This is a genomic window from Nocardia cyriacigeorgica (genome assembly GCF_029868385.1).
GTDB lineage: Bacteria > Actinomycetota > Actinomycetes > Mycobacteriales > Mycobacteriaceae > Nocardia > Nocardia cyriacigeorgica_F.
In genome coordinates, this window is sequence record NZ_JARWNX010000039.1 from 35,042 (window position 1) to 56,589 (window position 21,548).

The following is a 21,548-nucleotide window of genomic DNA, read 5'->3' on the forward strand; positions in this document are numbered from 1 at the left end:
CAAGAGGAGACAGCATGAATGCTTCGATGACGGCCACCACCAGGTCGGCTTCGGAGGTGCGCGCCCCGTTGCGGATCGGTACCAGAGGCAGCCTGCTCGCGCTGACCCAGGCGGGCACCGTGCGTGATGCGCTGATCACCGCCGGGCGGCCCGCGGAACTGATCGTGGTGAAGACGCCCGGCGATCTGTCCTCCGATCCGGTGGAGAAGATCGGCGTCGGCGTGTTCACCTCCGCGCTGCGCGACGAACTCGCCGCCGGCACCGTCGATATCGCGGTGCACTCCTACAAGGACCTGCCGACCGCGCCGGACGAGCGGTTCACCATCGCCGCCATCCCGCAGCGTGAAGACCCGCGCGACGCCCTCGTCGCCCGCGACGGCCTGGTGCTCGGTGAGCTGCCCTCCGGTTCCGTCGTCGGCACCTCGGCCCCGCGCCGCGGCGCCCAGCTGCGGGCGCTCGGGCTCGGGTTGGAGATCGTCCCGCTGCGCGGCAACCTCGACTCCCGGCTGCGCAAGGTCAGCGAGGGCGAACTCGACGCGATCGTCGTCGCCCGCGCCGGACTGTCGCGTATCGGCCGCCTCGACGCCGTCACCGAAGCGCTGGAACCGGTGCAGATGCTGCCCGCGCCCGCGCAGGGCGCCCTCGCGGTGGAATGCCGCAGCGACGATGCCGAGCTGATCGAGCTGCTCACCGCCCTCGACGATTTCTCCACTCGGGTCGCCGTCATCGCCGAACGGGCGTTGCTGGCCGAACTCGAGGCCGGATGTACCGCACCGGTCGGCGCCATCGCCGAGGTGGTCGAATCCCTCGACGACGACGGACGCATCGTCGAGGAACTCTCGCTGCGCGGTTGCGCGGCTGCTATCGACGGCTCCGACGTGCTGCGCGCGTCGGTGGTGGGTGCGCCCGCTGATGCCGCCGAATTGGGGCGGGCGCTGGCCCGCGAGCTGCTGGAGCTCGGCGCGCGCGAATTGCTCGCCGTCGAACCCGCCCCGGCGGTGGCCGCCCCCTCAGACGTCACCGATCCCAGTCCAATGGAGAACAACCGATGAGTCGAGCCGCTAAGAAGCATCCCGGTCGGATCCTTTTCGTCGGGTCGGGTCCAGGAGATCCGGCGCTGCTCACCGTGCGCGCGCGCGAAGTGCTCGGCCGGGCAACGCTCGCCTTCACCGATCCCGATGTCGACAAGGGCGTGCTCGCCCTGATCGGCACCGCCGTCGAACCGGGCCCCGACGGCGAGTCCGGCGTCGATGTGCGGCCCGCGCTCGGTGAACCGGCCGAGGTCGCCAAAACGCTGATCGCCGAGGCGCGCGCGGGACACGATGTGGTGCGCGTGGTCGCCGGTGATCCGCTCACCACTGACGCCGTGATCGCCGAGGTCACCACCGTGACCCGCTCGCATATGGTCTTCGAGGTGCTGCCCGGTCTGCCCGGTGGATCGGCGGTGCCGAGCTACGCCGGTATCGCGCTCGGCGGCGGACACACCGAGGCCGATGTGCGCGGCGAGGTCGACTGGGCGGCGCTGGCCGCCGCACCGGGGCCGCTGGTGCTGCACGCCACCTCCGGTCATCTCGCCGAGACCGCGAGCGCGCTGGTCGAACACGGTATGGCGCCGCAGACGCCGGTCGCGGTGACCGTGCGCGGCACCACCCGCCAGCAGCGCACCATCGAAGCCACCCTTGCCACCCTCAACAGCGCCGCTTCCGAGCTGGTCGGCCCGCTGGTGGTGACCATCGGCAAGGTGGTTGCGCAGCGGTCGAAGATGTCGTGGTGGGAGTCGCGGGCGCTGTACGGCTGGACCGTGCTGGTGCCGCGTACCAAGGACCAGGCCGCCGAGATGAGCGAACGCCTGGTCACCCACGGCGCCATCCCGATGGAAGTACCGACCATCGCGGTCGAGCCGCCGCGCAGCCCCGCGCAGATGGAGCGCGCGGTCAAGGGCTTGGTCGACGGCCGCTACCAGTGGGTGGTGTTCACCTCCACCAATGCGGTGCGCGCGGTGTGGGAGAAGTTCTCCGAGTTCGGTCTGGACGCGCGCGCGTTCTCCGGTGTGAAGATCGCCTGCGTCGGCGAGGCCACCGCCGACAAGGTGCGCTCCTTCGGCATCAACCCGGAACTGCTGCCGAGCGGTGAACAGTCCTCCGAGGGCCTGCTCGCCGATTTCCCGCCCTACGACGACGTCTTCGATCCGGTGAACCGGGTGCTGCTGCCGCGCGCCGATATCGCCACCGAAACCCTGGCCGAGGGTCTGCGCGACCGCGGCTGGGAAATCGATGACGTCACCGCCTACCGCACGGTGCGCGCTTCGCCGCCGCCTGCGGAGACCCGCGAGATGATCAAGACCGGCGGTTTCGACGCGGTCCTGTTCACCTCGTCCTCCACGGTCCGCAACCTGGTCGGTATCGCGGGTAAGCCGCATGCGCGCACGATCGTCGCGTGCATCGGCCCCAAGACCGCCGAGACCGCGATCGAGTTCGGCCTGCGCGTGGATGTGCAGCCCGAGACCGCCCAGGTGGGCCCACTGGTGGAGGCGCTGGCCGAGCACGCCGCCCGCCTGCGCGCCGAGGGCCTGCTGCCCCCGCCGCGCAAGAAGAGCCGCCGCAGCCGCTAGCCCTGCGGCCGCAGGCGATAGCACGGTTCGACCCAGCAGCGCGATCACCGATCGCGCTGCTGGTGTGTTCGGCGTGAGTGCCACCACCGCAACCCGCTCCGTTGCGGGTGCCGTCGGCGGGGTCGCCGGTGTCGAACGGCGCCGCGACGTCTCATCGACGGTCGGCATCGGATTCCGCCGTGGGTGCGGGTGCTGCCGCTGGCGTCGAAACAGCCGATCCGCACCGCGCGCCGGCGCTCTCAGGGCGGCGACAGTTGTGGTGTGGCCGCCCGCTGGGATGGGGTGGCTATCCACCGCCGCAGCCTCCACCTCCACCACCCCCGCCACCGGAGTCACCGCCGCTCCACCCGCCCCCGCCCGATGATCCACCCGCCCCGCCATCCCCGGAATCCCCGCCGCTCCAGCCGCTTCCGCTGCTATCGCGCCCCGACTCCCCGCCCCGTGAGCCGCTGTACCACCTGTCGCTCCGTACTACGCCGCCGCGACCGCCGCCGGTGCGCAGGCCCGCGCCTGCCGAGAAACCGCTGTGTGAACTGCCATCGCGTGGACTGCCGCTGCTGTGTGTGCCCCGGCTGTACCCGCCCGTTCCGCTGCGGGCGTCCGCGCTTCGAGCGGCGTCGGCACCGCCATCGCGGGGGCGATGGTCCCCGGACACCCCGACGTATTCGACGGCTGAGTAACCGCCCGCCGCACCGGCATCGCCATGGTCGATCGCGGTTCGGCTGAGGTGATGTGGGCGGGTGTGGATGGCGAGGGCGCGGTTGGTGTGACGCAGTTCGGCGTACAGGTCGGCCAGGGAGGCGGGCAGTTCGATGACCGAACCCGTTGCCGCGCGCTGCCATTTCTCCAGGCGCTGGGTGCGTTCGGCGGCGGCCCGTCTGCGGAGCCGGGCGGCGGCCTCATGCGGACGGCGTTGCAGATGCGAGCCCAGTTCCAGCAGTACCAGACCGAGTACGAGCGATCCGGCGAACCAGCCGCAGACCGCGTAGAGGTACCAGCGTGCGGCGGTCGGGTGGTCGGCGAGCAGCACCCAGCCGAGGATGGCGAGGGGAAGCGCGAAAAGTGAACGCAGGACCAGTTTTCCGATACCGCGTACGATCTCGCCGGTGGGCCGGCGCGGCGCTGTGTCGGAGCGGTCCGGTGTGTCGGATTCGGGTTCCCGATGCGGTTCGATATCGCCGACGGCGTGGCGGTTACGGCGCAGTTCGGACCAGTAGGCGGCAGCGGGTGTGCGCCGCTCCTGTGCCGCGACCTCCGCGCGGAAACGCAGAACGCCGTCTTGGAGGTCGGTCGGTGTCACGAAGGCGCGGACCCGGGTGACCGTTCTCGATTCGGGGCGGGTGCGCGCCCACAGCAGCGCGCCGTTGTCGTGGATACGGGCTTGGACGGTCGAACGCGGTGCGCCGGTGGCATGCACCTCGACGACAGCCTGCTGCCCATCGAACCGGTTGGCCGACAACGTCGTCCGTTCGATCCAGCGGGCGCCGCCAGCACGGTGGAAGGCGTTCATCGAACTCACTTCCACCAGATAGTGCCGGTGGCCGCGCCCGGCGGGCTCATGCGCCGGATACCGCCAGGCGCGCCACAGGCCGACGGCCGCACCGAGATCGCGTACGGCGGCCAGCATCGTCTGATCCGCGCGGTCGAGGAGGAGATCGTCCAGATCATCGAATCCGGTGCGCTCGGTGAGATCGAGCCGGTTCGGCAGCCGCGCCCACGCAACCCGCAGCGCCATGGCGGGCACCGGTGCGTACCGATGACGTTGCGGCGGTGCGTGTTCGACGCCGATCATGCTCCGCGGCCCCGGCAGCTCCCGCCCGACCAGCTCGGCCCGGAACTGGGCGACGCCGTCGACGAACGTCGGTGGCGGCCCTGCGGTGCGCAGATATTCGGTGAGGTCGGGATCCGGCGCAAGACCGTATTCGTCGAGATAGTGCGCGACCGCCTCCGGCCACACCCACCGGCCGTCGGTGCGAATCGTCATCGGTACCGCCGTGGTGGATTCCGGCTCCACCGTGTCGGGCACTCCGCCGGATGCCCGGCAGACCACCGGTGCGGTGCGCAGATAACGCACCGCGGCGCCGCCCTCGTCGAGGCGCGGATGGTTCGCGGCGAAGCGCACCGGGTGTTCGGTGAACGGTGTGGGTACGCGCGGTGCGGTGTCGTCGGCGGCCCACAGCAGACAGGATCGCGCGCGGGCGCAGAGCTGATAGCGCGGCAGCGCGTCGCCGGTGGTGTACACCTCGACCTGGCTGTCGGCTTCACCGCACCCGTGCATCACAGCGGCGGCATCGGCGGCGATCACCCACGGCCGAGCACCAGCGCGCACTTCGATCAGGTAGATCCGCCGATCGGTCTGCCACCCCTGCTGATCCGGCTGTACCGGATGTCGCCACGACCGCCAGACGCCGATCACCCCCGGATGTTCGCGGGCGGCCTCGACCACGGCGGTATCTGTCGCGTCGGTGGGATACTCCGCACCGCCGGTCCCGGTGACGCCGGTGAGGTCGAGGGCGCGCGGCATCTGCGCTCCGGCGCGTTCGACGGCTTCCGGTAGCAGCGGGGTGAATTCGAAGGGCACCCGATCCGTCGGTGCGGGCGCTGGCTCGGATCTGGTGTCCCAGCGTTTGAAACGCATACCGAGGATGTCCGCCAGCAGCGTGATCTCGGCGGGGCGTAGCGCCACCTTGCGACGGCGCGCGATCGCTTCGACGGCGAAGGCGACTTCCCGCCGATCGCCGAGGCCGAGGCTGTAGCGAAGGTCGGTGAGGTGCCGGTCGGGGATCCGACCGGCGAATCCGAGCAGCATGGCGTGTACGGCGTCTGCGGATGTCATCGTTGATCCGAATTCGTGTGTGGGCGAGCGATGGCTCGTGGACGGAGACCGATGGTAGTCAGCGCGTAGCCGGGCCGACAGGTGTTGTACGCCGAAAACTCCGGCCGGGACGCATATTTCGACGCCGATTCACCAGCGCTGGGCAGGTTTGGGTGGTGCGGCGCCGTACAGATCAGCGGCGCGCGTGCCGACTACCGCTGCCGATCACCTGATCTGGTCGTTGCCATGCCGGAACCCCACCCGCCGAACTGTGCCGAGCGGCGAGCCGACAGCAGGTGATGATCGGTCGTGGGGCCTGCGCCACAGCCGAGGCGCAGGCCCCGGCACATCACCGGTGCGCCCGTAACAAGGTGCGGACCAACTCGCAGGTGGCCTCCGAGGGCTGCCGCACACCGGCGACCTCGGCGGCGGCGCGGATCTTGTGATCGGTGGCGTAGCCGGGTGCGTACACACCCGAATCCAGCAGCGCGATGGCAAGGCGCATCGCCTTGCGGCGGCGGTTGTGCCGGATGTACCAGGAGCGCGGCCGACCCGCGGGTAACGGCGTGCGCGCCGACCTGACGTGGACGTGGTCGATATGAGCGGACTTCGTGGCCACCGTGAATCCCTCCCGTGGTGATCCGGGGCACGCGGCCCCTTCGAACATGTCTTCGATTCTACTCTCGGGCACCGACAAATTCGGCCGTGCGCAACGGCTTTCGCTGCCGTGACCGGCGGATTTGCCCGCCCACTCGGGGTAGGACGCGGCCGAACGCGACGCGACGCGCAGGCGTATGGTGCGGGTTATGACGGGAATGGAACGTCCGCGTCGGTTGCGGCGTACCCCTGCGATGCGGCGGCTGGTGGCGGAGACGTCGGTACAGCCGCGGCATCTTGTGCTGCCCATGTTCGTGGCCGACGGCATCGACGAGCCGCGCGAGATCAGCTCGATGCCTGGTGTGCGGCAGCATTCGATGGATTCGCTGCGCAAGGCCGCGGTGGAAGCGGTCGCCGCGGGTGTCGGTGGTCTGATGCTGTTCGGTGTGCCGCGTCCGGAAGACAAGGACGCCGCGGGAACCCGGGCCAGCGATCCGGACGGCATCCTCAACCGTGGTCTGCGCGCACTCGCCGACGAGGTCGGCTCCTCGACGGTGATCATGGCCGACACCTGCCTGGACGAGTTCACCGACCACGGACACTGCGGTGTGCTCGCCGCCGACGGTTCCGTCGACAACGACGCCACCCTCACCCGCTACGTCGATATGGCGCTCGCCCAGGCCGAATCCGGCGCTGATCTGCTCGGTGCCAGCGGCATGATGGACGGTCAGGTCGGCGCGATCCGGCACGGGCTCGACGCCGCCGGTCACCTCGACACCGGCATCCTCGCCTACGCCGCGAAGTACTCCTCGGCCTTCTACGGCCCGTTCCGCGAGGCCGTCGGATCGTCGCTGCACGGTGACCGGCGCACCTACCAGCAGGACCCGGCCAACCGCCGCGAGTCGATTCGCGAAGTGGAGCTGGACCTGGCCGAAGGCGCCGATATGGTGATGGTGAAACCGGCCATGTCCTATCTCGACATCCTGCGCGACGTCGCCGACCGCTCCACCGTTCCGGTCGCCGCCTACCAGATCTCGGGCGAGTACGCGATGATCACCGCCGCCGCCGAACGCGGCTGGATCGACCGCAGGGCCGCCATCCTCGAATCGCTGACCGGTATCCGCCGGGCGGGCGCGGACATCGTGCTCACCTACTGGGCGGCCGAGGCGGCGCACTGGTTGTCGTGAATATGCCGAAACCGCCGGATGTCGATCCGGCGCCCGTCATGCCGGAGGACGTTGGCACGGCACGCCAGTTGTGGTGGGGTGCCATCGCGGTCGGACTCGTACAGTTGATCGCCTCGGTGATCACCGCGATCGAGCAGCGGTCCACCTTCACCGAGGACATGCTCGAACAGGCCCGCGCGACCGATCCGCAGTTCAGCGCGGCCACCGCCGATCTGATGGTGACGATCGCCTTCGCGCTCGTCGTGGTGTTCGGCCTGGTGATCGCCGGGATCGGCCTCCTGGTCGTGCATCAGCTCGCGCGGGGTAAGAGCTGGGCGCGCATGGTCCTGACCTTCGCGGGTGTCTGGTTGGTGATCATGGCCGTCGGCTCGCTGTTCGCCCTCGACGCGGTGAGCGGTATCGCCTCGCTCGTGGCCGGGGGCGCGGCCATCGTGCAGGGTGTACTCGCCGCGGGTGCGATGTATTTGAGTTACCGTCCGGACTCGACCAGGTACTTCCAGATGAACCGCCGGTGAATGTTCGCGGCGCCGGCGCCGAGTTTGTACCGATTACGGCGGCATGTATCGTGAGGGTTGTCACAGCAGGAGTGGGAACCGGAAGCTGTCGCCCGGACGTTGAGAAACGGACGCCGCGCAGACTGTTCCGGAGGATCGGAGGCAGTAATGCGAGTGGTGATCCAGCAGCCGCAGAGCATTCGGCGAGATCTCGTCGTCTTGAGCCTGCTGATCCTGTTCGGCCTGGTCACCGTCGCCGTCCTGCTGATCCCCGGCCTGCTGGGCTGATCCGACCCCGGCCGCTGCTGTCATGAGCGGTGCCGTCACGAGTGCATCCGCGACCGTCCTGTTCGCCGAACCCGGCGGACGGTGGCGTGCGGTCGCCTACGGGCCCGCGCTGTGCCTGTTCATCCTGATCCTGGAAATCGCGACCGGTAGTTCTCCGCACTGGTTCGCCCTTCTCTTCTGCGGCGCGCTGATCGCCGCCTTCGTCGCATTGCAGGTGGTCGCCGCGCGCAGACATGTCGGCGTCGAACTCACCACCGACACCCTGCGCAACGGCACCGAAACGCTGCCGCTGGACGCCATCGAGGCGGTTCTCGGCGAACCCGATGAGCAGAACTGGGATGAGGAGCCGTGGGAGTCCGCGCGTGCGCTGGGGGAGCTGTCGGGTATCCCGCGCCGCCGCACCGGCATCGGCTTGCGGCGCACCGACGGCGCTGTGGTGCAGACGTGGGCCCGCGATCATCGTGGCCTACGCGCCGCATTGACGGCGGCACTGGAGGATCGGACACCCGAGCCGCCACCGCCACCGGCCGACGGGCGCGGAGGAGGCGGCGCGGGTGGCCACGGAGTGCACCGGGAGGCCGCAGATCCGGCACAGCCGAGCGACGGGTACGAAGGAGACGCTGTGCGAAACCATGACGGGCCCGCCGATCCGACACCACGGCCGAGCGGTCCCGGTGAGAACGGAGCCGACCGATGAACCGACGAACCGTGCTGATGGCCGTCGACGCTGTGCTCGCGGTGCTGTGCGTAGTCGTGGCCGTGCTGAGCTGGCGTCACGGTGTGCAGACGACGGACTTCGCGCCGATGGGGGAGGTGCCCGGCTACACCGCGACCCGCTATTCCGGTCCGTGGCTGGTGTTGGCGGCAGCACTGATCGCGGTCGCCGGGTTGGCGGTGATCGATCTGGTCACCCGGCTCGTGCGCGGTCTGCGGGCGGGTGATTCCGACCGGAATGTTTTTGCGGCAGAAACGGATTCGGCTACGGTCTGGGCCGGGGGACGACGCAGCGAAGGATGAGATGATGAATCGGCTGGTAACGAGAACCTGTGCCGCCGCGGTGGCTGTCGCGGCGATCGGGTTCGCCGCCGCGCCCGTGGGCGCCGCGCCCGGCTTGCCGCTCGAGCCCGCGCCACCGGCCGCGGTGTTCGCACCGGAGACCGGTTCGGCGGGCGTCTACAACAACCTCATGTGCTGGCTGCACACCATTTCGGCATCCGTGCCGTGCATGTACACCTGACCGGAGTGCTGACGAACTGATCGCGACCCGGACGTCGGGCTGCGATCAGTTCCACTGCTGATAGACGTCGAATACCCGCCCGTTGCGGGTGCCGGGAGCATTGACCAGGATCGTGACCGTCCCATCCGGCATGCTCGCCGCCTCCGACACGATCTGACGCAGCGTCGCGTGGACGGCGCCGTTCTCGTCCCGGTAGATCCTGGTGTCGTTGTCCAGGCCCGCACCGATCCGATTGGCCGGTACCACCATGGTGACCAGCGCCGGGATCGGGCCACCGGCCAACGCGGTGGTCTCCGCGTGATTCAGGTGCACGCCGACGCGCGACTGCGCGGGATCGATGATCGGATCGGCGGCCGCCGCCGACCCGGCGCCGAAGACGGCCGCGGTGGCGAATGCCAGGAACAGAACTGCGCTGATGGAGCGAATCCGCACGGCGGGCCTCCCGGCCGAGGTGATGGAAGTGGTGCGATATGCCCTGCCACCCTACGCAGCCGACGTCGTCGAATGAATCATTCGGCCCGGACCCGCCGTGGCGTGTCGCGCTGCGGTGTGGGTCACTCCACTACACCCTGTCGTCGACTGGATCGGGTGCTGCTGCCAGACTGGATCGCGTGAGTTCTTCTCCGCGCGTGACAAGGGCAACGGTGCCGGTTTCCGCTCAGCTCTTCGAACGAGCCGCTGCGGTCATTCCCGGCGGTGTCAACTCGCCGGTGCGGGCCTTCAATTCGGTGGGGGGCACGCCGCGTTTCATCGCCTCGGCCAACGGCTACACGCTGACCGACGCCGACGGCAACGACTACGTCGACCTGGTGTGTTCCTGGGGCCCGATGATCCTCGGGCACGCCCATCCCGCCGTCGTCGAGGCGGTGCAGAAAGCAGCCACCGGCGGGCTGTCGTTCGGTGCGCCGACCGAGGCCGAGATCGAACTCGCCGAGCACATCGTGGCGCGGGTCGCGCCCGTCGATCGGGTCCGGCTGGTGAACTCCGGCACCGAGGCGACGATGAGCGCGGTCCGGTTGGCCCGCGGCTACACCGGCCGCACCAAGATCATCAAGTTCGCCGGTTGCTATCACGGCCACGTCGACGCGCTGCTGGCCGACGCCGGCTCGGGGGTGGCGACCCTCGGCCTGCCCACCTCGCCCGGTGTGACCGGTGCGCAGGCCGCCGACACCATCGTGCTGCCCTATAACGATCTCGACGCCGTCGCGGCCGCGTTCGCCGCGAACCCCGGCGAGATCGCCTGTGTGATCACCGAGGCGGCCGCGGGCAATATGGGTGCCGTCGCCCCGCTGCCCGGATTCAACGCGGGCCTGCGCAAGCTGACCATCGAGCACGGCGCGCTGCTGATCATGGACGAGGTGATGACCGGATTCCGGGTCAGCCGGTCGGGTTGGTTCGGGCTCGATGGCGTCGCGGGCGATCTGTACACCTTCGGCAAGGTGATGAGCGGCGGGCTGCCCGCCGCGGCCTTCGGCGGCCGCGCGGAGATCATGAACCACCTCGCTCCGCTGGGCCCGGTCTATCAGGCGGGCACCCTGTCCGGTAATCCCGTCGCCGTGGCGGCCGGTCTCGTCACACTGCGTGCGGCCGATGACGAGGTGTACGCGACGCTGGATCGCAACTCCGAACGGCTGGGCATCCTGTTCGCCGAGGCGCTGGGTGAGGCAGGGGTCGAGCACCAGGTTCAGTTCGCAGGCAATATGGTGAGCGTGTTCTTCGCCGACTCCCCGGTCATCGACTATGCCACCGCGAAGGCGAGCCAGACCTGGCGTTATCCCGCCTTCTTCCACGCCCTGCTCGAGGGCGGGGTCTACGCGCCGCCGAGCGCGTTCGAAGCGTGGTTCGTGTCCGCGGCGCTCGACGAGGACGCTTTCGCCCGTATCGCCGCCGCCCTGCCCGCCGCCGCACACGCGGCCGCGGCCGCCACACCCGAAGGAACCCGCGCGTGAGCCAGCCCGATCCCGAGCGCGAACCCACCGACAGCACCGCTGACGCGGTATCGGCCGTCGAAGCGGCCACCGCCAAGGCCGCCGCGGCCAAAGCGGTAGCCGAGACCGCCGCTGCCGACGCCGTCGTCGCGAAGGCGGCCGCCGAGACCGCCGCCGCCGTTGCCGCCGCGGAATCCGATCCGGCCGTGGTCGCCGAGGCCATCGCGCAGACCACCGCCGCCGAGACCGCGGTGGCCGAAGCCGTGGTCGCCGAGGCCGCCGCCGAGACGGCCGCTTTCGAGGCCGCTGCCGCGGTGGCCGCTGCCGAGAACGCCGCCGACGAGAACACCCCTGACGAGAACACCACCGACGAGGCGGAGACCTCCGCGCCCGTCGCCGCCACCCAGCCACGCATCCACGACGGCGGGACCGCCATCGAGACGATCGTGCACGTGCTGCGCCACGGCGAGGTGCACAACCCGAAGGGCATCCTGTACGGCAGGCTGCCCGGATTCGGGCTCTCGGTATCGGGCCGGTCGCAGGCCGGTGCGGTCGCGCGGGCGCTGTCGGATCACGATATCGCCGCCGTCATCGCCTCGCCGCTCCAGCGCGCCCAGGAGACCGCCGAACCGATCGCCGCACAGCACGGGCTGATCGTGCGCACCGACGAGAACCTGATCGAGGCCGGTAACACCTTCGAGGGTCTGCGGGTATCGGTCGGTGACGGCGCCCTGCGCAAGCCGCGGCACTGGTGGAAGCTGCGCGATCCGTTCACCCCGTCCTGGGGTGAGCCGTACCTCCAGATCGCCCATCGCATGCTGGCCGCGGTGAACAAGGCCCGCGCCGAGGCCACCGGCCGCGAAGCGGTGCTGGTGTCGCATCAGTTGCCGGTGTGGACCCTGCGCCGGTTCTTGCAGGGGCAGCGGCTGTGGCACGATCCGCGCCAGCGCCAGTGCTCGCTGGCCTCGCTGACCTCGCTGGTCTATCAGGGCGACACCCTCGTCGACATCGTCTACTCCGAACCCGCCGGTGGTTCGGACCCAACGGTGCACGGGGCATGAGAAGGAAGGTGTCGCCATCGCGGGCCCGGCTGCTGCCGGTCCTGCTGGCCTGCGTTTCCCTGTTCGCCGCTGCGCTCACCGGGTGCGCGACCGGGGACGACGCGGTGGCTTCCGGCGGCACCTTCGAATTCGTCTCACCGGGCGGTAAGACCGAGATCTTCTACGATCCGCCCAGCTCACGCGGCACCCTCGGGGAGCTGTCCGGCCCCGATCTGATGAACGAGGGCTCCGATATCGCGCTGTCCGATTTCGCCGGGCAGGTCGTGGTGATCAATCTGTGGGGCCAGTGGTGCGGTCCCTGCCGGGGCGAGGCGCCGGCGCTCGAGCAGGTCTACGAGCAGACCAGGGACTCAGGGGTCGCGTTCCTCGGCATCAATGTCCGCGACGCCCAGCGCGATAAGGCGCAGGATTTCGTCGTCGACAACAAGGTCGGCTATCCGTCGATCTACGACCCGTCCATGCGCACCCTGCTCGCGCTCGGCGGAAATTTCCCGACCAGCGTCATCCCGACGACGCTGGTCCTCGATCGTCAGCATCGTGTCGCCGCGGTCTTCCTGCGCGCGCTGCTGGCCGAAGATCTACAGCCTGTCGTCGAGAGCGTCGCTCGCGAGGAACCTGCCGGGGGGACCGTCAACCAAGCGCCGGAGGGCCGATGAACACCCTCCGGGAAGCCACACAGGAGAGACGATGAAACCGGTCCGCAGCCGGACGGCGGTCCGCCGCCGCTACCCGTCGACCCGTCCGCCCCGCGGTGTTCGCGCGGAGGTGATGGTTCGCTCCTCCCTCGGGCACTGGGTGCTCGAATACCGCACCGCGCCCGCCGTTCCGGTGACACCACGCCCCGATGAGGATCGCGAGGCCGAAACATCGGCCGAGCCGGAGCAGACGTGACGGTGCTGGCCGGGGTGGGTGAATCGTTCCAGCAGACGGCGGCCACCGGGCCGCTGCTGCTGGCACTGGGCGCCTGCCTGCTCGCCGGACTCGTCTCGTTCGCCTCGCCCTGCGTGGTGCCACTGGTACCGGGCTACCTGTCGTATCTGGCCGGACTGGTCGGTGCCGAGGCGCCGCCCGCGACAGTGGCCGAAGCGCGGGGCACATCCGCGTCCGGCACGGCCGTCGGCGTCGTCGAACGCAGTCCCGTCCGGGTGGCCCGGATGCGGGTCGCGGGGGCGGCCGGATTGTTCGTCGCGGGATTCACCGTGGTGTTCGTGCTCGCGACGGCGACCGTATTCGGTGTGATCCAGACGTTGAACGTCAACCGTGAGCTGCTGATGCGGCTCGGCGGTGTGGTCACCATTCTGATGGGTCTGGTGTTCATCGGCCTGGTCCCGGCGTTGCAGCGCGATACGAGGATGGAACCGCGCAGGCTGACCAGCATCGCGGGTGCGCCGCTGCTCGGTGGCGTGTTCGCGCTCGGCTGGACCCCGTGCCTCGGTCCGACGCTGTCGGGTGTGATGGCCGTGGCCGCGGGCACCGAGGGCACCACCGCGGTCCGCGGGGTGGCGCTGATCGTGGCCTACTGCCTCGGGCTCGGGCTGCCGTTCGTGATCCTCGCGTTCGGCTCGGCCAGTGCGCTGCGTGGCGTCGGCTGGCTGCGGCGCAACTCCAGGACCATCCAGGTGATCGGCGGTCTGCTGCTGGTCGCCGTCGGGATCGCGCTGGTCACCGGCGCCTGGGATCAGTTCGTGGCATGGGTGCGTGATGCGTTCGTCTCCGAGGTGACCCTGCCGATATGACCGTGATCGACCGTCCCGACGCTCCGGCGCGTCCGCCGCGCCAATCGCTACCAGGTCGGGCCCTGGCTTTCGTGCGCAATGCCTGGCGTGGGCTCACCAGTATGCGCACCGCGCTGGTGCTGCTGTTCCTGCTGGCGCTGGCCGCGATCCCCGGCGCCCTGCTGCCCCAGCGTGAACTCAATGAGCAGAAGGTCGCCCAGTACATCGCCGACCGGCCGACGCTCGGGCCGTGGATGGACCGCTTCCAGCTGTTCGACGTGTTCTCCAGTTCGTGGTTCACCGCGATCTACGTGCTGCTGTTCATCTCGCTGGTCGGTTGCATCCTGCCGCGCACCGTCGACCATTACCGCGCGTTGCGTACCCCGCCGGTGCGGGTGCCGCGCAATCTGAAGCGATTGCCGCACCACTATTCCGGCGAGGTCGCGGGAACACCGGACGAGGTGATCGCCAATGCGCGCGGGCAGCTGCGCCGCTGGCGGACCGAGGTCCGGCCGGGTGATCGCGACGGTGAGGTGACGCTGTCGGCGGAGAAGGGCTATTCGCGCGAATTCGGCAATCTGGTCTTTCATCTGGCGCTGGTCGGGCTGCTGGTGTCGATCGCGGTGGGCAAGGTGTTCGGTTACGAGGGCAGCGTCATCGTCATCGCGAACGACGGTCCCGGTTTCTGTAGCACCTCGCCCGCGGCATTCGACTCGTTCCGCACCGGCTCGGCCAACGACGGCACCGGGATGACGCCGATCTGCGTGCGGGTCAAGGATTTCCACGCCGACTATCTGGACAACGGTCAGGCCGAGATGTTCCGCTCCAATATCGCCTATCAGGCGGGCGATGATCTGGCGGCGGGCACCTGGCGCGATACCGAGATCCGGGTGAACCATCCGCTGCGCGTCGCGGGCGACCGTATCTACCTACAAGGCCACGGTTACGCGCCGACGTTCACGGTGAAATTCCCCAACGGCGCGACCCGCACCGAAACCGTCCAGTGGCGACCCGACGACGCCACCACCTTCCTGTCCAGCGGTGTGCTGCGCATCGACCCACCCGGCGGGCTCTATCCGACCGAGGAGGAGCGCCGCAACAACCAGATCGCGATCGAGGGCCTTTTCGCGCCGACCGCGAATCTGCACGGCACCCTGCTCAGCTCCTCCTATCCGGAGATGACCGACCCCGCGGTCGCCGTCGACGTCTATCGCGGTGACACCGGCCTCGACACCGGACGTCCGCAATCGCTGTTCGCCCTCGATCAGGAACTGATCCGCCAGGATCGGCTCACCAAGGAAGCCAGGGTGAACCTGCGGCCGGGCGAGTCCACCACGCTGTCCAACGGGACCGTGGTGACCTTCGATGGTGCGGAGGAGTTCGTCAATCTCCAGGTCTCGCATGATCCGGCGCAGCAGTGGGTGCTGGTGAGCGCGGTGACCATGATGGCCGGACTGCTGGTATCGCTGCTGGTGTCGCGGCGGCGGATCTGGTTGCGCGTCTACCCGGCCACCGACGAAGCGGGTACCGTTGACCAACGACGCGTCGTAGTAGAGATGGGTGGACTCGCCAGGTCCGATCAGGCCGGGTGGGGCGGGGAGTTCGATCGGTTGCGCGCACGTCTGCTCGACGATGCCGCGCCCGAGGCGCCGACGCCGTCACCGAATGTGAAGACCACGGGAGATTGATGATGCAGATCGACGAGACCATCGCGCGCTACAGCGACTTCGCGTACATGTCCGCGATCTTCGTGTACGCGCTGGTGCTCGTGCTGCTGATCGTGCAGTACGCGTCGGTGCGAACCCGCAAGGTGACCGAACGGGAACTGGTGCACGCCGGTGGCGGTGGCACCGTCACGATCGATCCCGCGGTTCCCGGCAAGGTCGTCGAGGCGCCGCGGCTGCCGCTGTCGGAGCGGCTCGGCAATATGGCCTTCTCGGTGTTGTATGTGGCGGTCGGGCTGCATGTGCTCTCGATCGTCCTGCGCGGTTTCGCGACCCATCGGTTCCCGCTGGGCAATATGTACGAGTTCGTCACCATGGCGACCGCGGCGACCACGGTGGTCGGGCTGGTGTTCCTGCGTGGTCAGAAGTATCGGGCCATGTGGGTGTTCCTACTGGTCCCGCTGCTGATCCTGATGTTCCTCGCGGGCACCGTGCTCTACGCCGACGCCGCGCCCGTCGTGCCCGCGCTCAAATCGTTCTGGCTGCCGATCCACGTGACGATCGTCAGCGTCGGCAGCGGTGTGTTCATGGTGTCCGGGGTGGCGAGTCTGCTGTTCCTGTACCGGATCCGGCAGCCGCAGGGCGCGGAGTCGGACAACGTCTTCGGCGCCATCGCCCGCCGCCTTCCCGATGCGCGCACCCTGGACCGGATCGCCTACAAGACCACCATCATCGGCTTCCCACTGTTCGGCGCCGGTGTCATCCTCGGCGCGATCTGGGCCGAAGCCGCCTGGGGCCGGTTCTGGGGCTGGGACCCGAAGGAGACCTGCTCGTTCATCGCCTGGGTCCTCTACGCCGCCTACCTACACGCCCGCGCCACCTCCGGCTGGCGCGACACCAAGGCCGCCTGGATCAATATCGCGGGCTTCGTCGCGATGCTGTTCAACCTCTTCATCATCAATATGGTCGTGTCCGGCCTGCACTCCTACGCCGGTCTGAACTGAGGTCGGGCGCTGGCGATGAGTACGGCGCGGACCAGGCACAACTATGCCGGGCGATCGGTGGCGGAGCGGCGGGCCGAGCGGCGGGCGCTGTTTCTCGAGGCGGGGCTCATGGTGTTCGCGGACAAGACCTACGCGGCGAGTTCGATCTCGGATGTGTGTGCGGCGGCGGGATTGTCGCGGCGGCAGTTCTATGAGCAGTACTCCGGGCGGGAAGAGCTGCTGGTCGATGTGTACGACCATGTGCAGCAGCAGGCGCGGGCGGCGTTCCGGGAAGGGTTGGCGAGCGCGGGGAGTCTCGATGCTCGGGTGCTGATCGGGTCGGCGATGCGCGCCTATGTCCATGCCATCACCGACGATCCGCGCCGAGTGCAGGTGGCGTTCGTGGAGATCGTCGGGGTCAGCGACGCCGTCGAGCATCATCGCGCGCAGATGCGTGACGACTGGGGCGAGGCGATCGCGGCGACGGCGGCCGTCGTGCCGGGTGTGCGGACACCGCCCGGCGGCTGGGGTCTGGCCATGGCGGCGTTCATCGGTGCGGTGAACGGCGCGGTGCACCGATGGAGTCAGCAGCATCCGCGGCCACCGGTCGACGACCTGCTCGAGGTGCTCTCGACCCTGCTGCTCGCCCTTGTGCTGCCGGGCACCGCCGCGGGCTGATTGCGATCTGGGACACATCCGTGCCATAGTGGGCCGCGAAGTTGAGACGTAGGCGTCTCAAAATGCTCAAAAGGATGTGGGTCGATGAAGACCAAACCGGGGTGGGTCCGCCGGATCTGTACGTTGTCCCTCAGTGCCGTCGCCGTGATCGCCGTGGTCGGCACACCGGCCTGGGCCGAGCCGGAGCCCGCGGTGATCGAACCCGCGCGGGTGCTGCCGCTGCCGCCGGAACTGGATCCCGGCTTCTATCACCCGCCCGCCGAGGTGGTCGGGGCCAAGGCGCCCGGTGAGATCATCGCGATCCGGCAGGTGAACGTCGCCAACTTCGGTCTGATCCCACTCAATGTGGACGCGTGGCAGGTCTCCTACCGGTCCAACAACAGCCGCGACGAGGCGATCCCCGCCGTCGCCACCCTGATCAAGCCGCGCGGCGTCGCGCCGAACCCGCGCAAACTGCTCTCGGTGCAGATCGCCGAGGACTCCACGGCGGGCTACTGCACCCCCTCCTATGCGCTGCAACATCTTTCGGTGGCGCCGTTCGTCGGGCAGATCGTCGCGCCCGCGGAGTTCGTCTTCGCGCAGGCCGCATTGCAGCAGGGCTGGGCGGTGGTGATCCCGGATCATCAGGGCCCGAACTCGGCGTACGCGGCCGGACCGCTGGCCGGGCGCATCACCCTCGACGGTATCCGCGCGGCGACCTCCTTCGCGCCGCTGGAGGTGGGGCCGGACGCGCCGGTCGGGATGTACGGCTACTCCGGTGGTTCCATCGCCACCGGTCACGCCGCCGAACTGCACGAGTCGTACGCACCCGAACTGAATATCGCCGCCACCGCGATGGGCGGTGTCGGCGCCGATCTCGGTGCGGCGCTGGAGATGTCGAACAACCAGGCCACCTCGGGCCTGGTATTCGCCGCAGTGATGGGCCTGTCCCGCGAGTACCCGGAGTTCGCCGCGTTCCTCGACCGCAATCTCGACCCGCTCGGCAAGACCCTGATGACGCTCAAAGCCCCACTGTGCGTGCAGTATCAGTCCAGCCTGTTCCCCTTCCTGAACATGAAGGGCATGATGCGCACCGATGGCGACCCGATGCGCGATCCGGCGGTGGCGACCATGCTCGACGACACCCGCATGGGTCGCACCGTCCCCGGCATGCCCATGTTCATCTGGCATTCCGCCTGGGATGAAATCCTTCCGCTGCACTCCACCGATCAGCTGGTCGGCACCTACTGTCAGGACCCGGCCGCGCAGGTGCAATACACCCGCGATCACGCCAGTGAGCACATCGTCGCCGAAGTGACCGGCGGTCCGTCCGCGCTGCTCTGGATGCGCGACCGTCTCAATGGTGTGCCCGCTGCCCCTGGCTGCGCGACAACGGATGCGCCCTCGATGCTCGGCACTCCCGGTCAGCTGGACTTCATGGGTTCGGTGGTCGGCGAAACCCTCGCCTCGTTCTTCGGTAAGCCGATCGGGGCGCGCTAGGCCGATGGCGGCACCGCACTTCCGGTGCGGTGCCGCCTGGTTCGCGTCCGAGCAGGTCGAGTAGCGGTATGCGGGTCGATGCGCCGAACCAGAGAAGAGTTCCCGCTGAGACGAGTACGGACGGGCGATATCGGTCTGTGCGCCGCTGGTCGGAGACGGCGATCAGGAGGAGACGGCGATATCTGGCGGAGGTATCAGCGACCGTGAGTGACATGTATCACTGACCAAGGGGCGTGCCGATGGTCCGGGTGACGGTGTCCTACGGATAGCGCGCTGTGCTGGTGCGCGCGGAAGCTCGAGGAGGGTTACGCGTGGATGCTGGAAACTTCTTGGGGGGCCGGGTCGGGGTATCGGATATCCAGGGCGAGGGCGCGCTGGCGCGCTTGGTGCGGGCGGCGACCGGGCTGTCGGAGGAGTCACAGCGGTATCTGGCGATGATCGCCGATCGGCTGCGTGTCAGTGAGGGTTTACCGCTGTTCGACGACGCGGGCGATCTCCGGGAGTGTGGTGACGGACCCGCCCGGACCGCGGACGCGGACGGCCGTGCGGTACCGCGGCAGGACCACGCGGGAGACTGAACCGGCAGACGCGCTCAGTGCTCGGTGGGGCCGGGATCGCCGTCCCGGTGTTGCTGGCGGGAGATGCGCCAGAGGAATTCGGGGTCGTCATCCGGGCCGACCACGCGCTTGGGCGCGCGCCGAATGGGTGCGGAACTGCCCGCGCCTCGATCGGGGCCGAACGCCTTCCAGCACAGCACCGCGATCGCCACGACCGCGATCAGTGCCAACAGGTACGTCACGTCGCTCACCTCCTGCTACCGAGGGTAGACCCGGTGCGGGCGGGAGCGCATCGAGACATCCGATACCGGCCACGCCGACCCTCGGTGGGTCGGGCGCGTGGCAGGCGGTCGGTGGCCGATCAGCGGGCGGTGGCCTCCGTGGTGAGCGACCTCAGCAGCTGCATGACCTCGGACTCACGGAACCGGCGGTGCCCACCCGGGGTGCGCAGCGATCCGAGCCGACCGGCATGCGCCCATCGGGTGACGGTCTTCGGATCGACGTGGAACAGGGCGGCAACCTGGCCGGGCGTCAGCAGGGTGTCCTGGCCGCCGACGGTGATCGCGGTCATAGCAAACTCTCCGTTCTCGACACTAACTATCCCTCATCAAGATGCCGCCATACTCGCACCGCGACCCCCAGGTACTCGAATGACCTACTGTTGGTAAAGGGGAGGTAATAGACAAAACGGATATTGTGCACACCGGTGCCGGGGTGGTCGCGAGCCGCTGGAGCGCTGAGTGACGCGGTCCGTTGGTGCGCCGGGTCGAGCGCAGGCGAGGCCGCCGCTTACTCTGGACATCGTGAGTGACGCATCGCGACCGGAAGGGGCATCCGCCCGGCAAACCAGTGGTTCGGCGGGTGGGCGCCTGGCCCGCAACCTGGGCCTCTACACGGTGGCCCGGCTCGGTCTGGTCGCCGTCATCACCGCGGTGATCATGCTGGCGGCGAAACTGATCGATGTGCAGATTCCGCTGGTGGTCGCCGCGCTGTTCGCGCTCATCATCGCGATGCCGCTGTCGCTGGTCCTGTTCAAGGGGCTGCGCACCAAAGTCAACGAAGACATCGCCGTGGTCGACGAGCGCCGTCGTCAGGACAAGGCGCAGCTGCGGGCCCGGCTACGCGGTGACGAACCGGGCGATGAAGGCGGGTCGAAGGCGTGAAGTACGTCGACCGGAGCGCGCCGCGTGCCTGGGTCGACAATGCGGTCCGGCTGATCGACGCCGATACCCAGCGCAGCGCCGACACCCATCTGCTGCGGTATCCACTGCCCGTCGAATGGGATATCCAGCTCTATCTGAAGGATGAATCCACCCATATCACCGGCAGCCTCAAGCATCGGCTGGCCCGCTCACTGTTCCTGTATGCCCTGTGCAATGGCTGGATCACCGAGAACACCACGGTGGTCGAGGCCTCGTCCGGGTCGACGGCGGTGAGTGAGGCGTATTTCGCGAAGCTGCTCGGCCTGGATTTCGTGGCGGTGATGCCCGCCAGTACCTCGCCACAGAAGATCGCACTGATCGAGGCGCAGGGTGGCCGCTGCCATTTCGTCCAGCGCCCGCCGGAGATGTACACCGAGGCGGCGCGGCTGGCCGAGGAATGCGGCGGCCACTACATGGACCAGTTCACCCATGCCGAACGGGCCACGGACTGGCGCGGTAACAACAACATCGCCGAATCGATCTTCCAGCAGCTTCGGCTGGAGAATCATGCGGTCCCGGAGTGGATCGTCACCGGCGCGGGCACCGGCGGTACCGGTGCCACCATCGGGCGCTATATCCGGTATCGCAGACATGCCACGAAACTGGCGATCGTCGACCCGGAGAACTCCGCGTTCTACGGCGGCTACGAAACCGGCGATCCCGGATATCAGACCGGAATGTCCTCGCGGATCGAAGGCATCGGCCGCCCGCGGGTCGAGCCGTCGTTCATTGCGCAGGTGGTCGATCGGATGATCGAGGTGCCGGACGCGGCCTCGATCGCCACGGCCCGTCACGCCAGCCGGGTCCTCGGCCGACGGGTCGGCGGCTCGACCGGCACCAACCTGTGGGGTGCGTTCGCGCTGATCGCGGAGATGCTCTCGGAAGGGCGCACCGGCAGTGTGGTCACGCTGCTGTGTGATGGCGGTGATCGGTACGCGGGAACGTATTTCGATGATGCCTGGGTCGCGGAGCAGGGGATAGATCTCATCGAGCCCACAGCGATCCTGGACGATTTCGCCGCCACCGGCATCTGGCGGGGCTAGCGCGCCCGC

The 21,548-nt window shown here is 68.9% G+C and carries 24 protein-coding genes; 19 read left to right on the top strand and 5 right to left on the bottom strand.

What is annotated here, in order from left to right:
* Positions 1-14 precede the first annotated feature (14 nt).
* On the top strand, positions 15-1,052 hold the full coding sequence (gene hemC / locus QH168_RS09505) for a hydroxymethylbilane synthase (protein WP_280234154.1): 1,038 nt from the start codon (positions 15-17) through the stop codon (positions 1,050-1,052).
* Complete coding sequence (locus QH168_RS09510; protein ID WP_280234155.1) at positions 1,049-2,611, top strand: bifunctional uroporphyrinogen-III C-methyltransferase/uroporphyrinogen-III synthase; 1,563 nt, start codon at positions 1,049-1,051, stop codon at positions 2,609-2,611. The genes hemC and QH168_RS09510 overlap by 4 nt, the downstream gene beginning before the upstream one ends.
* A gap of 286 nt (positions 2,612-2,897) precedes the next feature.
* Here QH168_RS09510 and QH168_RS09515 read toward each other — a convergent pair whose 3' ends face one another.
* Both QH168_RS09515 and QH168_RS09520 read right to left on the bottom strand, forming a co-directional pair.
* Complete coding sequence (locus QH168_RS09515) at positions 2,898-5,447, bottom strand: hypothetical protein (RefSeq protein WP_280234156.1); 2,550 nt, start codon at positions 5,445-5,447, stop codon at positions 2,898-2,900.
* A gap of 328 nt (positions 5,448-5,775) precedes the next feature.
* On the bottom strand, positions 5,776-6,045 hold the full coding sequence (locus QH168_RS09520) for a hypothetical protein (protein ID WP_280234157.1): 270 nt from the start codon (positions 6,043-6,045) through the stop codon (positions 5,776-5,778).
* Between the two features lie 187 nt (positions 6,046-6,232).
* On the opposite strand from QH168_RS09520, the gene hemB reads away from it, so the two are divergent.
* From hemB to QH168_RS09545, 5 genes are all read left to right on the top strand, one after another.
* Positions 6,233-7,210, top strand: a complete 978-nt coding sequence (gene hemB, locus QH168_RS09525; protein WP_280234158.1) for a porphobilinogen synthase — start codon at positions 6,233-6,235, stop codon at positions 7,208-7,210.
* Between the two features lie 2 nt (positions 7,211-7,212).
* On the top strand, positions 7,213-7,725 hold the full coding sequence (locus QH168_RS09530) for a hypothetical protein (RefSeq protein WP_280234277.1): 513 nt from the start codon (positions 7,213-7,215) through the stop codon (positions 7,723-7,725).
* 289 nt (positions 7,726-8,014) lie between these two features.
* On the top strand, positions 8,015-8,689 hold the full coding sequence (locus QH168_RS09535) for a hypothetical protein (RefSeq protein WP_280234159.1): 675 nt from the start codon (positions 8,015-8,017) through the stop codon (positions 8,687-8,689).
* Positions 8,686-9,009 carry a hypothetical protein gene (locus QH168_RS09540; protein ID WP_280234160.1) on the top strand — a complete coding sequence of 108 codons (324 nt, stop codon included), beginning with the start codon at positions 8,686-8,688 and terminating at the stop codon, positions 9,007-9,009. Before QH168_RS09535 ends, QH168_RS09540 begins: the two co-directional genes overlap by 4 nt.
* A gap of 4 nt (positions 9,010-9,013) precedes the next feature.
* The gene (locus QH168_RS09545; protein WP_280234161.1) at positions 9,014-9,229 is read left to right on the top strand and encodes a hypothetical protein; all 216 of its coding nucleotides are present in this window, start codon (positions 9,014-9,016) and stop codon (positions 9,227-9,229) included.
* Between the two features lie 45 nt (positions 9,230-9,274).
* On the opposite strand, the gene QH168_RS09550 is transcribed toward QH168_RS09545, so the two are convergent.
* Positions 9,275-9,661, bottom strand: a complete 387-nt coding sequence (locus QH168_RS09550; RefSeq protein WP_280234162.1) for a hypothetical protein — start codon at positions 9,659-9,661, stop codon at positions 9,275-9,277.
* A gap of 197 nt (positions 9,662-9,858) precedes the next feature.
* On the opposite strand from QH168_RS09550, the gene hemL reads away from it, so the two are divergent.
* The 10 genes from hemL to QH168_RS09600 all read left to right on the top strand — a co-directional run bounded on the left by hemL (position 9,859) and on the right by QH168_RS09600 (position 19,315).
* Positions 9,859-11,178 (top strand): glutamate-1-semialdehyde 2,1-aminomutase, encoded by a 1,320-nt coding sequence (gene hemL, locus QH168_RS09555; protein WP_432421065.1) that lies wholly within the window; start codon positions 9,859-9,861, stop codon positions 11,176-11,178.
* A gap of 392 nt (positions 11,179-11,570) precedes the next feature.
* Positions 11,571-12,218 carry a histidine phosphatase family protein gene (locus tag QH168_RS09560; RefSeq protein ID WP_280234278.1) on the top strand — a complete coding sequence of 216 codons (648 nt, stop codon included), beginning with the start codon at positions 11,571-11,573 and terminating at the stop codon, positions 12,216-12,218.
* Positions 12,215-12,874, top strand: a complete 660-nt coding sequence (locus QH168_RS09565) for a TlpA disulfide reductase family protein (RefSeq protein WP_280234164.1) — start codon at positions 12,215-12,217, stop codon at positions 12,872-12,874. The genes QH168_RS09560 and QH168_RS09565 overlap by 4 nt, the downstream gene beginning before the upstream one ends.
* 31 nt (positions 12,875-12,905) lie before the next feature.
* Positions 12,906-13,109, top strand: a complete 204-nt coding sequence (locus tag QH168_RS09570; protein ID WP_280234165.1) for a hypothetical protein — start codon at positions 12,906-12,908, stop codon at positions 13,107-13,109.
* Positions 13,106-13,954, top strand: a complete 849-nt coding sequence (locus QH168_RS09575; RefSeq protein ID WP_280234166.1) for a cytochrome c biogenesis CcdA family protein — start codon at positions 13,106-13,108, stop codon at positions 13,952-13,954. The genes QH168_RS09570 and QH168_RS09575 overlap by 4 nt, the downstream gene beginning before the upstream one ends.
* A complete protein-coding gene (gene resB / locus QH168_RS09580; RefSeq protein ID WP_280234167.1) occupies positions 13,951-15,621 on the top strand; it encodes a cytochrome c biogenesis protein ResB in 1,671 nt (556 codons plus the stop codon). Before QH168_RS09575 ends, resB begins: the two co-directional genes overlap by 4 nt.
* 2 nt (positions 15,622-15,623) lie before the next feature.
* Complete coding sequence (gene ccsB / locus QH168_RS09585; RefSeq protein WP_280234279.1) at positions 15,624-16,601, top strand: c-type cytochrome biogenesis protein CcsB; 978 nt, start codon at positions 15,624-15,626, stop codon at positions 16,599-16,601.
* Positions 16,602-16,616: 15 nt separating this feature from the next.
* On the top strand, positions 16,617-17,258 hold the full coding sequence (locus tag QH168_RS09590) for a TetR/AcrR family transcriptional regulator (protein WP_280234168.1): 642 nt from the start codon (positions 16,617-16,619) through the stop codon (positions 17,256-17,258).
* An 84-nt stretch (positions 17,259-17,342) separates the two neighbouring features.
* Positions 17,343-18,737 carry a lipase family protein gene (locus QH168_RS09595; protein WP_280234169.1) on the top strand — a complete coding sequence of 465 codons (1,395 nt, stop codon included), beginning with the start codon at positions 17,343-17,345 and terminating at the stop codon, positions 18,735-18,737.
* A 311-nt stretch (positions 18,738-19,048) separates the two neighbouring features.
* Positions 19,049-19,315: a hypothetical protein gene (locus QH168_RS09600; protein WP_280234170.1), complete on the top strand. Its 267-nt coding sequence runs from the start codon at positions 19,049-19,051 to the stop codon at positions 19,313-19,315.
* 14 nt (positions 19,316-19,329) lie between these two features.
* Here the strand turns inward: QH168_RS09600 and QH168_RS09605 are convergent, their stop codons facing one another.
* Positions 19,330-19,536 carry a hypothetical protein gene (locus tag QH168_RS09605; protein ID WP_280234171.1) on the bottom strand — a complete coding sequence of 69 codons (207 nt, stop codon included), beginning with the start codon at positions 19,534-19,536 and terminating at the stop codon, positions 19,330-19,332.
* Positions 19,537-19,655: 119 nt separating this feature from the next.
* Complete coding sequence (locus tag QH168_RS09610) at positions 19,656-19,865, bottom strand: BldC family transcriptional regulator (protein WP_163827912.1); 210 nt, start codon at positions 19,863-19,865, stop codon at positions 19,656-19,658.
* A 232-nt stretch (positions 19,866-20,097) separates the two neighbouring features.
* Between QH168_RS09610 and QH168_RS09615 the strand changes: the two genes are divergently transcribed.
* Both QH168_RS09615 and QH168_RS09620 read left to right on the top strand, forming a co-directional pair.
* Complete coding sequence (locus tag QH168_RS09615) at positions 20,098-20,457, top strand: DUF4229 domain-containing protein (RefSeq protein WP_280234172.1); 360 nt, start codon at positions 20,098-20,100, stop codon at positions 20,455-20,457.
* Entirely contained in the window at positions 20,454-21,539 is a 1,086-nt protein-coding gene (locus QH168_RS09620; protein ID WP_280234173.1) for a PLP-dependent cysteine synthase family protein, read from the top strand. Before QH168_RS09615 ends, QH168_RS09620 begins: the two co-directional genes overlap by 4 nt.
* The last annotated feature ends 9 nt before the right edge of the window (positions 21,540-21,548 follow it).

Coding starts and splice junctions, on each gene's coding strand:
- QH168_RS09610 (WP_163827912.1), bottom strand. CDS start 19,865: ATGACCGCGATCACCGTCGGCGGCCAGGACACCCTGCTGACGCCCGGC.
- QH168_RS09545 (WP_280234161.1), top strand. CDS start 9,014: ATGAATCGGCTGGTAACGAGAACCTGTGCCGCCGCGGTGGCTGTCGCG.
- hemC (WP_280234154.1), top strand. CDS start 15: ATGAATGCTTCGATGACGGCCACCACCAGGTCGGCTTCGGAGGTGCGC.
- hemB (WP_280234158.1), top strand. CDS start 6,233: ATGACGGGAATGGAACGTCCGCGTCGGTTGCGGCGTACCCCTGCGATG.
- QH168_RS09530 (WP_280234277.1), top strand. CDS start 7,213: ATGCCGAAACCGCCGGATGTCGATCCGGCGCCCGTCATGCCGGAGGAC.
- QH168_RS09570 (WP_280234165.1), top strand. CDS start 12,906: ATGAAACCGGTCCGCAGCCGGACGGCGGTCCGCCGCCGCTACCCGTCG.
- QH168_RS09565 (WP_280234164.1), top strand. CDS start 12,215: ATGAGAAGGAAGGTGTCGCCATCGCGGGCCCGGCTGCTGCCGGTCCTG.
- QH168_RS09535 (WP_280234159.1), top strand. CDS start 8,015: ATGAGCGGTGCCGTCACGAGTGCATCCGCGACCGTCCTGTTCGCCGAA.
- QH168_RS09540 (WP_280234160.1), top strand. CDS start 8,686: ATGAACCGACGAACCGTGCTGATGGCCGTCGACGCTGTGCTCGCGGTG.
- ccsB (WP_280234279.1), top strand. CDS start 15,624: ATGCAGATCGACGAGACCATCGCGCGCTACAGCGACTTCGCGTACATG.
- QH168_RS09595 (WP_280234169.1), top strand. CDS start 17,343: ATGAAGACCAAACCGGGGTGGGTCCGCCGGATCTGTACGTTGTCCCTC.
- resB (WP_280234167.1), top strand. CDS start 13,951: ATGACCGTGATCGACCGTCCCGACGCTCCGGCGCGTCCGCCGCGCCAA.
- QH168_RS09590 (WP_280234168.1), top strand. CDS start 16,617: ATGAGTACGGCGCGGACCAGGCACAACTATGCCGGGCGATCGGTGGCG.
- QH168_RS09515 (WP_280234156.1), bottom strand. CDS start 5,447: ATGACATCCGCAGACGCCGTACACGCCATGCTGCTCGGATTCGCCGGT.
- QH168_RS09510 (WP_280234155.1), top strand. CDS start 1,049: ATGAGTCGAGCCGCTAAGAAGCATCCCGGTCGGATCCTTTTCGTCGGG.